Origin of the sequence: Croceicoccus gelatinilyticus (genome assembly GCF_018398395.1) — a bacterium.
Classification (GTDB): domain Bacteria; phylum Pseudomonadota; class Alphaproteobacteria; order Sphingomonadales; family Sphingomonadaceae; genus Croceicoccus; species Croceicoccus gelatinilyticus.
In genome coordinates this window covers 149,415-162,143 of record NZ_JAHCBF010000003.1, presented here as the reverse complement: position 1 = coordinate 162,143, position 12,729 = coordinate 149,415, and the positions used below count along the sequence as shown (strand labels likewise).

Genomic DNA, 12,729 nt, shown 5'->3' with positions numbered 1-12,729 from the left:
TTCTCTCAGGCAACGCTCGACAGGCCCGAAGTGTCCCGCCCGATGCAAAAATCCGAAGTTAAGTTGCCAAATCTGCGACAGGGCAGGGCAACATCAGGATAAACGACATCCAGTCGTTTACGCTTGCCACGAAAAAGGGCCGCCGAACCCGTGTCCGGCGACCCTGATTTTCGAGCCTTGGAAGGCGGGAGGCTTAGAAGCCGCCCATGCCGCCCATACCGCCCATGCCGCCCATGTCGGGCATTGCCGGCATTGCGGGCTTGTCTTCCGGAATGTCGCTGATCGCGGCTTCCGTGGTGATCAGCAGGCCGGCAACCGAAGCTGCGTCCTGCAGGGCAGTGCGAACGACCTTGGTCGGGTCGATCACGCCGGCAGCGACGAGGTTTTCGTAAACGTCGGTAGCAGCGTTGAAGCCCTGCGTTTCGTCACCTTCGCGCAGCAGGTTGCCCGAGACGACCGCACCGTCAAAGCCGGCGTTGGTCGCGATCTGGCGAACCGGGGCCATGATGGCCTGGCGGATAATGTCGACGCCGCGGGTCTGGTCATCGTTTTCGCCCTTGAGGCCGTCGAGAGCCTTGGTGGCGTAGAGCAGGGCCGTACCACCGCCGGGGACGATGCCTTCTTCGACGGCTGCGCGCGTGGCGTGCAGGGCGTCGTCGACGCGGTCCTTGCGTTCCTTCACTTCGACTTCCGAAGCACCGCCGACCTTGATGACTGCAACGCCGCCAGCAAGCTTGGCGAGACGTTCTTGCAGCTTTTCACGGTCGTAGTCCGACGTGGTCGATTCGATCTGCGCACGGATCTGTTCGACGCGGGCCTTGATGGCTTCCGCATCGCCCGAACCGTCGACGATCGTGGTGTTGTCCTTGTCGATGGTGACGCGCTTGGCCTGGCCGAGCATGTTCAGCGAAACGTTTTCCAGCTTGATGCCGAGGTCTTCGCTGATCATTTCGCCGTTGGTCAGGATCGAGATGTCCTGCAGCATGGCCTTGCGACGATCGCCGAAGCCCGGAGCCTTGACGGCAGCGATCTTCAGGCCGCCACGCAGCTTGTTGACGACGAGAGTGGCGAGTGCTTCGCCTTCGATGTCTTCCGCGATGATGAGAAGCGGACGGCCCGACTGCACGACGGCTTCCAGGATCGGGAGCATCGGCTGAAGGTTCGAGAGCTTCTTTTCGTGGATCAGGATGTACGGATCATCCAGTTCGACGGTCATCTTCTCGGCGTTGGTGACGAAGTAGGGCGACAGGTAGCCGCGGTCGAACTGCATGCCTTCGACGACGTCGAGCTCGAATTCGAGACCCTTCGCTTCTTCGACGGTGATCACGCCTTCCTTGCCGACCTTTTCCATGGCTTCGGCGATCTTCTCGCCGACTTCCTTGTCGCCGTTGGCCGAAATCACGCCGACCTGGGCGATTTCCGAAGTGCCGGAAACGTCCTTCGAACGGCCCTGCAGGTCGGCTACGACCTTGCCGACGGCCAGATCGATGCCGCGCTTCAGGTCCATCGGGTTCATGCCGGCGGCAACCGACTTCATGCCTTCGCGAACGATGGCCTGGGCCAGCACGGTCGCGGTGGTGGTGCCGTCACCGGCAGCGTCGTTCGCCTTCGAGGCGACTTCGCGCAGCATCTGCGCGCCCATGTTCTCGAACTTGTCCTTAAGCTCGATTTCCTTGGCGACGGAAACGCCGTCCTTGGTGATGCGGGGTGCGCCGAAGCTCTTGTCGATCACGACGTTGCGGCCCTTGGGGCCCAGCGTGACCTTCACGGCGTTGGCGAGGGTGTCGACACCCTTCAGGATGCGTTCGCGTGCGTCGCGCGAGAACTTTACGTCCTTGGCAGCCATTGTTCTTTCTCCTCTTGGGAATTCAGTATGTCAGAAGGTGCGAGGTGCTCAGGCCATGACGCCGAGCAGGTCGCTTTCCTTCATGATGAGCAGGTCCTTGCCGTCGACCTTGACTTCGGTGCCCGACCACTTGCCGAAAAGGACGCGGTCGCCTTCCTTGACGTCGAGCGGGGTGACGGTGCCGTTGTCGGCGCGGGTGCCGGTGCCAACTGCCACGATACGCCCTTCCGAGGGCTTTTCCTTGGCGCTGTCGGGGATGATGATCCCGCCGGCGGTCTTTTCTTCGGCTTCGATGCGTTCGACCAGAACGCGATCGTGCAGCGGACGGAATGCCATGATATGACCTCTTCCATTAAAGGGTTGGTTATGCCTGTTGGCACTCCCTGCTAGAGAGTGCCAGCGAGGCGCATATGGTTGGGCTGAACGTGGTCGTCAACCGTGGTTCATCAAGTTTTTTCGAGACGGATCGTGGCCTGCGTGCAGCAAGGCGTTACGCGCGGAATTACACGCCGCCAGTGACAAGCCCGAGACTCTCGCGCCGGTGCCAGCGCCAGCCCAACAGGATCGACGTGATGACCAGCCCGACGGCCAGTCCGATCCAGACGCCAAGACCGCCGACTTCCGTGTGGAATCCCAGGTAGTAAGCGGTTCCGAAGCCGAACAGCCAATATCCGATGACCGCCAGCACGAACGGCACGCGAGTATCGGAAAGGCCGCGCAACAGTCCTGCAAGAACCGCCTGCGCCCCGTCGAACAACTGGAAAGCGGCAGCGACGTAGAGATAGACGACCGCCAGCTTCACCAGCTCGGCATTTTCCGGCGCGTCGACGTCGATATAGATCGACAGCAGCAGTTTCGGCACGCCCAGCATCGCCGCGGCGAAAAGTACCGCGAAGCCCAGCGTGACGATCATCGTCGTCAGACCGGCGTTGTGCACACCGACGTGCGAGCCTGCACCATTGTGCAGGCCGACCCGGATCGTCGCTGCCTGAGCAATCCCGAACGGCACCTGGAAGCAGAGCGCGCCCAAGCCCAGTGCGACGGTATGGGCCGCAAGTTCCAGCGTCCCGATCGCACCCATGAGGTACGCCGCGCTGGAGAACAATCCGCCCTCGGCCAGAGTGATCGCCGCGATGGGCAGGCCAACGCGCCACAGTTCCTTGAGCCGGGCCCAGTCCGGCCTCCACAGGCGTCCGAACAGGTAATGCCGCCGCATACGCCGGTCCGACTGGATGACGATGACATATGCGGCCAGCACGACGACGGCGGTGATGACGCTGGCCAGCGCCGCGCCGCCCAGGCCCAGTGCCGGGAAGCCCCAGTTGCCGAAGATCAGCAGCCAGTTGAAACCCGCGTTCACGAAGAGCGCAACGACCGTGATCCACGTGGCCAGCACGGCCCGGTCCATCGTCGAGACGAAGATACGCAGCACGTTCGATGCCAGCACTGGCAGCGCCGCAGGGGCGAGCCAGGTGAGGTAGATCCCCGCCAGTCGCGCAACTTCTGCCGATTGTCCGGTCAGCAGCATGAAGTCTTCGGCCAGAAAGCAGATCGCCATGACGAACAGACAGGCCATCGCCGCAAGCCAGAGCCCCATGCGGAACGAGCGGCGCACTTCGCGCACCGCGTGCCGCCCGCGCCCCAGTGCCGTTGCCGCCATCGGCGCGACTGCACTGATGAGGCCAAGCGTGCACCACAGCGACAGGCCGTAAGTCGACGTCGCCAGCGTGCTTGCCGCCAGTTCCTGCGTGCCCAGCCGCGCAATGAAGATCACGTCGATGGCATAGACCGCCATCTGCAACAGGTTCGCAGCCGCCAGCGGCACGCCAAGGCGCGCCGTCGCGCCGAATTCGGCGCGCAGGGAAGTCGCATCATGGCGAGTCGAGATGGGGGCTGCGTCAGTCATAAAGCCGGCCCGGTTAGGCGAGGTCAGTGACGGGGGAAAGACAATTCGATTGAGGCGGTTGAATGCGGAGCAGATGGAGGCAACCGGGCAACACCCGCGTGCCTCGCTGCGCCTCTATCTCTGATGCAGCATGGCACGGCGTGCGGAACGTCATGCCGTTCGCAAGGGTTTGAGAGTGCATGACCCGTTTCGCACTCATCCCGCTCATGGCCGGTACCGTTCTTCTGGCCACCCCGGCACAGGCCGACGAAGTCTTTGTCGGCGCTTACGCCCACGCCGTCGACACGCCTTTCACTTTCGAGACCGGTGAGGGAGGGGTCGACGGCGTGATCGGCTATCGCTTCGACCGGATCGAGGCGCTGGACTTCATCGGCAAGCCTGCGCCTTACGTGCTGGGATCGATGAATAGCGACGGCGGCACGAATTTTGCCGCGGTGGGGCTCAGCTGGAAGATCGGCAAAGGCCCCGTCTATGTACGCCCTGCGGTCGGCATCGCCATCCACGACGGACCGGAAGAAAGGATCGCGCCTGACGGACGGCACCTTGAACTGGGCAGCCGCGTCCTGTTCGAACCCGAGATCGCCATCGGCACGCAGATCGACGAACGCTTCTCGATCGAGGCCAGCTGGATGCACGTCAGCCATGCGCGCCTGTTCAATTCAGGGCAGAATCCCGGCATCGACATGATGGGCCTGCGCCTCAATTACAGGCTCTGATCGCTCACTCGATCGTCAGCCGCGCGATCCAGTTGTCGCCTTCTGGTTCGTCGAACCGGTCGATCAGCGAATAGGGTGGGATCGTCAGGTCGTCGGGCGGGCTGCCGATATCTTCCAGATCGATGCCCTGCGGTGTGCCGACGATGCGGTTGCCGTCGATCTCCATGCGGAAATAGATTCCGTTCTCGAACCGCGCGCCAAACTCTTTGGGCGATTTCGACAGGAACAGCAGAGCGTGTTCGAGCCAGTCAAGCCGTCCGGGCGCGACCGTTTCGCCCAGCGGATAGGGGTAGGGGACGTGGCAGAACACCTCGTCCCCCTCGACGCATCGGAAATTGCGCATGGACAGGAAGTAGGTCGTGGTCCGGTCCGGCGCGATCTGGACGTCGAACTGGCTGCCTGCCGCACTCGGGGTGAAGACCACCGTACCGATGGGGATCGCCTGCCCGTCGCGCGTGTGGAGGATGATGCGTTTCTGGCCCTGCAGCGCCGGACTGGTCGCAGGTGCAGGTTGCGCCATGACGACCGGCACAGCCAAAAGGGCCGTGAATGAACCGCTGACCGGGCCGAAAAGCCTGTGCATCGTATCTCCCCCGAGTCTTTCATCGGAAGCTATCATGCCTTTGCGGCGCGGCATCTGGGCCGAAAGTGCAAGGGAGTGGTCGATTTCACCGACGCTATCCACGGCTTTGCCCCATCTACGCGGCGCAAGCGGTTTTCCTGCGGGCCCAAGGTCTGGCAAAGGCTGATCCATGGCAGAGCCATCCGACGCCCCCTATTTCGACCCGTTCGACCAGTACGACGACTTCGAGCGCGTGGACTATCCCGACTTCACGCCCGAGCCGGTGGTCTTCGGCCCCGCGCCGGACGAGGCGACGTTGCTCGACAAGTTGCACTCGGTCTTCGGCTTCCGCGCCTTTCGCGGCGTGCAGCAGCAAGTGCTCGACCGCGTATTGCAGGGCCAGTCGACGCTGGCGGTCATGCCGACGGGCGCGGGCAAGTCTCTGACCTACCAGTTGCCCGCGACGATGGTGGATGGCACCTGCGTCGTCATCAGCCCGCTGATCGCCCTGATGCACGACCAGCTGCGCAGCGCAGAGGCGAACGGCATCCGCGCCGCGACGCTGACCAGCGCGGACGAAAATCGCGCCGAAACCGTCGCTCGCTTGCGCGCCGGAGAGCTGGACCTGCTTTACGTCGCGCCCGAACGCGCCAGCCAGTCGCATTTCCGCGAGCTTCTGGGCCAATGTCGCATCGCGCTTTTCGCGATCGACGAGGCGCACTGCGTTTCCGAATGGGGCCACGACTTCCGCCCCGACTATCGCCTGCTGCGCCCGCTGATGGACCTGTTCCCCGGCGTGCCGCGGCTGGCGCTGACCGCGACGGCCGACGCACATACCCGCTCGGACATCTTGGCCCAGCTCGGCATTCCCGAAGAGGGCATGATCGTCGCGGGCTTCGACCGGCCCAACATCCGCTATGCGATCCGGCCCCGCGAAGGGCTGACGCAGCAGCTTCGCCGGTTGCTGGCGGCCAACCCCGGCCCCGGCATCATCTATGCCCCGACCCGCGCGGCGACCGAGCGGCTGGCGGAGGCACTTTCCGATGGCAAGCGCGAGGTGCGCGCCTATCACGCAGGGCTGCCGCCCGAAGTGCGCGCCGCGAACCAGTCCGCCTTCGTGGCGTCCGAGGACATGGTGATGTGCGCCACGGTCGCCTTCGGCATGGGCATCGACAAGCCCGACGTGCGCTTTGTCGCCCATGCGGGCCTGCCCAAGTCGATCGAGGCCTATTACCAGGAAACTGGTCGCGCCGGCCGCGACGGCGATCCGGCCAGCGCGCACCTGTTCTGGGGCGCGGACGATTTCGCCCGCGCGCGGATGCGGGTGCAGGAAGTGGACGAGGCGCGCCAGCAGGGCGAACGCGCGCGCCTGTCCGCATTGGGCGCTCTGGTCGAGACGGCGGGGTGCCGCCGCGCGATCCTGCTGCGCCATTTCGGCGAAAGCCCGCCAGAGACTTGTGGCAATTGCGACAACTGCCTTGAACCGCCCAAGTCGGTCGATGCGACGGTGACTGCGCAGAAGTACCTCTCCGCCGTGGCGCGCACGCGGCAGATGTACGGGGCAGGCTATGTCGAGAGCATCCTGACCGGACAGGCGAGCGAGCGCGCCAGCCAACAGGGCCACGATACCCTGTCGGTCTTCGGCATCGTCGAGGGCGAGGAAGCGGCGCTGCTCAAGCCCGTACAGCGCGCCCTGCTGGTGCGCGGCGCATTGCTGCTGACCGAACATGGCGGGCTGATGCTGGGGCCGGAGGCACGGACGTACCTTAAGGGCGAACTCTCGCTCGACCTCGTTCTGCCGCCCAAGCGTGAGCGGGGTCGGGGCCGCAAGGGCAGCGGGCAGGCGCTCAACCCCGTGGGCGATCCGCTGTTCGATGCACTGCGTGCGCTACGCCGCGATCTGGCGAAGGAAGGCGGGTTGCCGCCTTACGTCATCTTCCACGATGCGGTGCTGCGCGACATGGCAGGCTTCAAGCCGCAGACCCGCGCCGCGCTGGCCGATCTTCCCGGCATCGGGGCCAAGAAACTCGACGCATACGGGGACCAGTTCCTGACGGTTATCCGACAACATTCCTGACCGGCTTGCGAATTCCCCCGTTCTGATATAAAAATGATATCATATTTATATCAGAACGGGGGAATCACATGGAACTCAAATCAATGGAAGCCAGCCATGAAACCGGAGCCAGCACCGCGAGTGGCTATCCGGTCCTGCTTGTCATCCTGCTTGGCCTTGTCGCCATGGTCTGGGGCCTGTTCGGCAGTTACGAGCCTATGCTCATGCCGATCGTCGTCGGCGGGCTGATCGTCGCGTTTTTCTCTTCCGGTTTCTACATGCTGCAGCCGAACCAGGCGGCGGTCATCACTCTGTTCGGATCGTATCGCGGGACTGACCGCACGCATGGCCTGCGCTGGGTCTGGCCGTGGCTGGGGCGCAAGAAGATCTCGGCGCGTGCGAACAACATCCATTCGGATCGGATCAAGATCAACGACCTGCGCGGCAACCCGATCGAGATCGCCTGCAACGTCGTGTGGCGCGTGCGAGATACCGCGCAGGCCAGCTTCGACGTCGACGACTATCGCGAATTTGTGAACATCCAGATCGAGGCGGGCCTGCGCACGGTCGGTTCGCGCCACCCCTACGACGACATCGAGGAAGGCGAGACCACGCTGCGCGGTGACGGCGACCAGGTGAATGCCGAACTGCTGACCGAACTGAACGAGCGTTTGAAAGTCGCGGGCATCGTCGTGGACGAGGCGGGGCTTACCCACCTTGCCTACGCGCCCGAAATCGCCGGCGCCATGTTGCGCCGCCAGCAGGCCGAAGCGGTCATCGCCGCGCGGGCCAAGCTGGTGTTGGGTGCGGTATCGATGGTGGAAATGGCACTGGCCAAGCTGTCCGAAGACGGCATCGTGCATCTGGATGACGAACGCCGTGCAGCCATGGTCTCGAACCTGATGGTTGTGCTGTGCGGCGAACGCGACACGCAGCCGATCGTCAACACCGGCACGCTCTACAACGGATAACGGGAGCAGGCATTCGTGCCCGCAAAACGCAAACCTTTTGCCCTGCGCCTCGATCCGGCGCTCCACGCCGAGATCGAGCGTATGGCCGCGCGCGACTTGCGTTCGGTCAACGCCGAGATTGAGTTCCTCTTGCGGGAGGCTCTGTCGCGGCGCGGGGTGAAGGTGGGGGTCAGCGAGCAGCCCCGCCGTGGCCGCCCGCCGAAACAGGAGGATTGAGATGCTTCACGTCATGCTGCGCCATATGGACGTGCCGCCCGCCACCATCCGCATGATCGCTTTGGGATCAGCCTTGATGCTGGCAGGCGGCATTGGCCTCATGGTGCTGTCGGCCTAACCCTATAGAGGCGCGGGTTCGCCCCGCGTCTTCCAGAGCGAATAGGCAACCCCGCTCGCGATCAGGGCAAACGTCACGCCAAGGCTGATCGCTGGCGGGAACTTGGCCCCGCCCAGCAGGAAATCGGCCACGAAGATCTTGCCGCCGATAAACACCAGCACTGCGGCCAGCGCATACTTGAGATAGGCGAACCGGTTGATCATCGCCGCCAGCGCGAAATAGAGCGCGCGCAGGCCAAGGATTGCCATGATGTTCGAGGTGTAGACGATGAACGTGTCGGTCGTGATCGCGAAGATCGCGGGCACCGAGTCCACGGCAAACACCAGGTCGGCAAGGTTGATGATGACGAGCGCGAGGAACAGCGGGGTTGCCGCGCGCACCATGTTCCCGCTTTCATCGGGCACTTTCACGAAGAACTTCTGCGCATGCAGTTCCTTCGTCACGCGCATGTGGCGGCTGATCCAGCGCACCACCGCGTTGTTGCCGATGTCGGGATCGTGGTCCGAGGTGAAGAACATCTTCACGCCCGTGAACACGAGGAATGCGGCAAAGATGTAGAGTACCCAGTAGGCTTCCTGCACCAGCGCCGCACCGCCCGCGATCATCAATCCGCGCAGCACGATCACCGCCATGATGCCCCACAAGAGGGCGCGGTACTGGTACTTTGCCGGAATGGCGAAGAAGGTGAAGATCAGGCTGATCACGAAGACGTTGTCGATCGACAGCGCCTTCTCGATGAAGAAGCCGGTGTAGTACTGCATCCCGGCCTCGCCACCCTTGGCGAACCAGACCCACACCCCGAACAAGAGCGCGATGCCGATATAGAAGGCGGTAAGCTTCAGCGATTCGCCGATGCCCATTTCCCGATCCTCCTTGTGCAGGATGCCGAGGTCGAAGGCGGTCAGCGCGGCAACGATGCCAAGGAAGGCGAGCCAGAACCACGCCGGAGTGCCGAGCCAGTCGGCGACAAGAAATTCCATCTGTCCGCTCCCCGTCAGTGCGCAGGCATTGGTGCGGAGCGGGCCGAAAGCCGCGCGAGACGGTGGCGCAGCGCGGACTTCATCAGCGTGAGGCGGGCGATTTCCTGCCGGTTGCAACGCTGGCGCTGCGCGCGGCGTAGCTGGTCGTCGAGCTTCTGCAAACGCTCGAGCAGGCGGAAGAGGTGGTCGGACATGTCTATTCCCTTTCGAAACATTGTTCGTTCGATCGGGCAAGAGAGCGATGGTCCGGTTTGGTTTGCGAGGCTTTGAAAAGGCCCGGACTGGCATCGGTCTTACCCGATGCGGTCCGACATCACGTGGCGTTCTGGGCCGAATGCCCAAGGACGCCGCGCCAGAGGGGCCCGGTCCCGCATTTCCGAAAATGGGGGCAGGGCGGGCCGATTGCAAGCGCCGGATTGTTACAGGATGTGTCCGGTCCGGTCGCGCTTGGTATCCAGATAGCGCGCATTGTGCGGATTGGAGGGTAGCTGGTGCGGCACGCGTTCGGCAACGGTGACGCCCACGGCTTCCAGCGCTTCTACCTTGGCGGGGTTGTTGGTCATCAGCCGGATCGCGGGAATGCCCATCAGGTCCAGCATCCGCGCCGCGACGGGAAAATCGCGCGCCTCGGTCGGCAGGCCGAGCCGGTTGTTGGCATCGACCGTATCGAAACCCTGGTCCTGCAGGCGATAGGCGCGCAGCTTGTTGATGAGCCCGATCCCACGCCCTTCCTGACGCAGGTAGAGCAGAACGCCATAGCCGCCATTGGCCGCCTCTTCGGCCATGGCGTGAAGCGCCGCATCGAGCTGTGGGCCGCAGTCGCATTTGAGGCTGGTGAGCACGTCGCCGGTCAGGCACTCCGAATGGAGCCGGACGAGCGGGGTACGATCCGAACGCTGTTCGCCCACGATCAGCGCGACGTGTTCGCGAAGGTCGTCGGGCGCGCGGAAAGCCACGATCTCGCAAGCCTCGGCCGCGGCAGTGGGCAGGTTCGCGCGGGTCTGGATCGTCAGGCGGTGCGGGTCCTGAAACGCGGTCAAGTCCGCAACGTCGCATTCGACTGCGACGTCAGCAGGTGCGGGATCGACAAGGAAGCACGGCAGTAGCCCCGCAAGCCTTGCCAGAGTCATCGCCGCTTTCGCTGCCTCGCCAGCCGCAATCGGTTCGGCAAGGAAAGGCCCTGCCAGCGGATGGGCCAGATCCTGCGAGGGGTCGGCCAATTCGCGGGCGAGGGGGAGGGTGAAGGGCTCTGCCGCGCGGATCAGGACCGGTGCGTCGGGCACGGCGGCTTCGCGCTGGTTCGCCAGTTTCAGCGTCGCGGCGCGGGCGGCGGAGATCAGCAGGCGCGGTGCGGCGGTATCGCCTGTTTCAAAGCCGGTTTCGGGGTTCAGCAGCGTCAGCACCCCGTCCGCCCCGGCCAGGCGGATCGGCCAGCCGTGGCGCAGCGCGTCGATCGCCTGCGCCGCGCGGCGGGGATTGCCCGTGCTCACCCGTTTACGCTCACAGGTCGAACTCGGTGATGAGCGGCACGTGGTCCGACGGCTTTTCCCACTTGCGGGTTTCCTCGACGATGCGGTGCGAGGTCGTTTGTGCGGCAAGGTCGGGCGAGGCCCACATGTGGTCCAGCCTGCGGCCCTGGTCCTTCTGGCGCCAGTAGGAGCGGTAGGACCACCACGAGTAGTTGCGATCGGGCGCGGGAATGTGCTTGCGGCCCAGATCGACCCAGCCGTGCGCGTCAGACAGCTTGCCCAGCGTTTCCACTTCCAGCGGAGTGTGGCTGACGACCTTCAGCAGCGCCTTGTGGTCATAGACGTCGCATTCCAGCGGGGCGATGTTGAAGTCGCCGACCAGCAGGGTGGGTCGGTCGATCTTCTCTGACCAGCGCGTCATGCGTTCGAGGAAGTCGAGCTTCTGGCCGAATTTCGGGTTCACCTCGCGGTCCGCGACATCGCCGCCTGCGGGGATATAGACGTTCTCGAGGATCATGCCCTTGCCCGGGCCGCCCAGCTCGACGCCGACATGGCGGGCCTCGCCATTGTCCTGCCAGTCGTGGCGGCTGAACTCGGTAAGGGGGATGCGGCTGACCGTGGCGACGCCGTGATAGCCCTTCTGGCCGTGTACCGCGCGGTAGGTATAGCCTAGCTTCTCGAAAGCCTCGTGCGGGAACAGGTGCTCTGCGCACTTGATCTCCTGCAGGCAGAGGACGTCGGGCGCCTGCTCTGTCAGGACGCGGGCGACTTGGTCCATGCGAAGGCGGACCGAATTGATGTTCCAGGTAGCGATAGAAACCATGGCAATGGCAAATAGAGCGCCGCGCCCCAAAGTCCACCGTGCGCGCCGCCCAAAAACGGAAAAACCCCCGACCCGGGGGCAATGGGTCGAGGGCTTCCATTCGCGTTCGTCACGCTCGGCAGAACACGTTCGCTTTGGTCACGAGCAACAGGGGGGAAACTCGAACCGCGTGTCCTGTGAGTTCATTTTTACGGGCGCAGTCCTGTCCATTAGATGAACAGTAACCATTGCATCAGGGCAGTTCACCGCCATGGCGGCACGACTGGCCGTTCAGGTGGCGGGAAACCTGAACGATCGCCCGCCCAACCTGAACAAACTGGCCTAGCGGCGGGTGCGCGGCTTCACGTCCTTGAACATGAACGTGCCGTTCGACACCGACATGCCGTACCGCTGGTTGTCGAGCAGGATCTTGGTGATCTTGTTCTGCGCGTCGACCGAAACCCAGCCGGCCAGTTCCATACCGCCGGGTGCCGCTGCGTTCTTTTCGAAGATCATCGTCAGCGTCCCGTATTCGGGATGCTTGGGATCCTTGATACGGATGCTGGTCACGTCGGAATGGTTGGTCGGCATCAGCGTGCCGTACTTGCTGATGTCGCCATCGGGCTGAAGCAGCGCGCCGAGCGGGCTGTTCTTGATCGGCCAAACCTGCTTCTGGTTCACCTCGTAATCCAGCATCGTCAGGCGCGAGCCGTCGGACACGATGAGGACCGGAACGTCATCTGCATATTCGAAGCGGATCTTGCCGGGGCGCTTCAGCACCATCTTGCCGGTAAGCTGCTGTCCGCCGCGGCCGATCTGCGTGAAGCTGGCCGTCATCGTGTTGATGGCGCGAAGCGCAGTCACGGCCTGGTCGAGCTTGTTACCCGAAGCGGCCGCAGCCGGAACGGCCGGCGCGACAAGAGCGGCCGGTACAGCGAGAGCGAGAAGGCCGACGCCGATGGCGCGGGCGGTCTTGCGGATAGGGTTCATCGTATTCATCCCGGTTCTACTACCTTTGCGGCATTGAACCCGTTGTGAACCGGGAGTGTTCCCGCCCTTAAGGTAAAACGAAGGGCAGATCGGGCGG

13 protein-coding genes are annotated in these 12,729 nt (G+C 63.8%); 4 read left to right on the top strand and 9 right to left on the bottom strand.

The genetic code is table 11. The features are described 5' to 3' along the window. Positions 1–193: 193 nt before the first annotated feature. The 3 genes from groL to KIH45_RS08160 form a co-directional block, all read right to left on the bottom strand. The gene (gene groL / locus KIH45_RS08170) at positions 194–1,846 is read right to left on the bottom strand and encodes a chaperonin GroEL (RefSeq protein WP_213175519.1); all 1,653 of its coding nucleotides are present in this window, start codon (positions 1,844–1,846) and stop codon (positions 194–196) included. Between the two features lie 48 nt (positions 1,847–1,894). Continuing rightward, positions 1,895–2,182, bottom strand: coding sequence for a co-chaperone GroES (groES, locus tag KIH45_RS08165; RefSeq protein WP_213175518.1), 288 nt, complete (start codon positions 2,180–2,182; stop codon positions 1,895–1,897). Between the two features lie 166 nt (positions 2,183–2,348). Then, positions 2,349–3,752 carry an MATE family efflux transporter gene (locus tag KIH45_RS08160; protein WP_213175517.1) on the bottom strand — a complete coding sequence of 468 codons (1,404 nt, stop codon included), beginning with the start codon at positions 3,750–3,752 and terminating at the stop codon, positions 2,349–2,351. Positions 3,753–3,931: 179 nt separating this feature from the next. Between KIH45_RS08160 and KIH45_RS08155 the strand changes: the two genes are divergently transcribed. Next, on the top strand, positions 3,932–4,468 hold the full coding sequence (locus KIH45_RS08155; protein WP_213175516.1) for an acyloxyacyl hydrolase: 537 nt from the start codon (positions 3,932–3,934) through the stop codon (positions 4,466–4,468). Positions 4,469–4,472: 4 nt separating this feature from the next. Here the strand turns inward: KIH45_RS08155 and KIH45_RS08150 are convergent, their stop codons facing one another. Continuing rightward, positions 4,473–5,051: a hypothetical protein gene (locus KIH45_RS08150; protein ID WP_213175515.1), complete on the bottom strand. Its 579-nt coding sequence runs from the start codon at positions 5,049–5,051 to the stop codon at positions 4,473–4,475. 169 nt (positions 5,052–5,220) lie between these two features. On the opposite strand from KIH45_RS08150, the gene recQ reads away from it, so the two are divergent. The 3 genes from recQ (at position 5,221) to KIH45_RS08135 (ending at position 8,273) form a co-directional block, all read left to right on the top strand. Then, positions 5,221–7,107, top strand: a complete 1,887-nt coding sequence (recQ, locus tag KIH45_RS08145) for a DNA helicase RecQ (RefSeq protein WP_213175514.1) — start codon at positions 5,221–5,223, stop codon at positions 7,105–7,107. A 68-nt stretch (positions 7,108–7,175) separates the two neighbouring features. Beyond that, the gene (locus tag KIH45_RS08140) at positions 7,176–8,057 is read left to right on the top strand and encodes an SPFH domain-containing protein (protein WP_225899764.1); all 882 of its coding nucleotides are present in this window, start codon (positions 7,176–7,178) and stop codon (positions 8,055–8,057) included. A gap of 15 nt (positions 8,058–8,072) precedes the next feature. Beyond that, complete coding sequence (locus KIH45_RS08135; RefSeq protein WP_213175513.1) at positions 8,073–8,273, top strand: type II toxin-antitoxin system antitoxin; 201 nt, start codon at positions 8,073–8,075, stop codon at positions 8,271–8,273. 120 nt (positions 8,274–8,393) lie between these two features. Here the strand turns inward: KIH45_RS08135 and KIH45_RS08130 are convergent, their stop codons facing one another. The 5 genes from KIH45_RS08130 to KIH45_RS08110 form a co-directional block, all read right to left on the bottom strand. Continuing rightward, positions 8,394–9,371, bottom strand: coding sequence for a TerC family protein (locus KIH45_RS08130; RefSeq protein WP_213175512.1), 978 nt, complete (start codon positions 9,369–9,371; stop codon positions 8,394–8,396). Between the two features lie 14 nt (positions 9,372–9,385). Then, positions 9,386–9,565 (bottom strand): DUF465 domain-containing protein, encoded by a 180-nt coding sequence (locus KIH45_RS08125; RefSeq protein ID WP_213175511.1) that lies wholly within the window; start codon positions 9,563–9,565, stop codon positions 9,386–9,388. Between the two features lie 225 nt (positions 9,566–9,790). Then, the gene (ribA, locus tag KIH45_RS08120) at positions 9,791–10,861 is read right to left on the bottom strand and encodes a GTP cyclohydrolase II (protein ID WP_337925429.1); all 1,071 of its coding nucleotides are present in this window, start codon (positions 10,859–10,861) and stop codon (positions 9,791–9,793) included. 10 nt (positions 10,862–10,871) lie between these two features. Beyond that, positions 10,872–11,663: an exodeoxyribonuclease III gene (locus tag KIH45_RS08115; RefSeq protein ID WP_213175510.1), complete on the bottom strand. Its 792-nt coding sequence runs from the start codon at positions 11,661–11,663 to the stop codon at positions 10,872–10,874. Positions 11,664–11,984: 321 nt separating this feature from the next. Further along, a complete protein-coding gene (locus KIH45_RS08110) occupies positions 11,985–12,641 on the bottom strand; it encodes a LolA family protein (RefSeq protein ID WP_213175509.1) in 657 nt (218 codons plus the stop codon). Between the last annotated feature and the right edge of the window lie 88 nt (positions 12,642–12,729).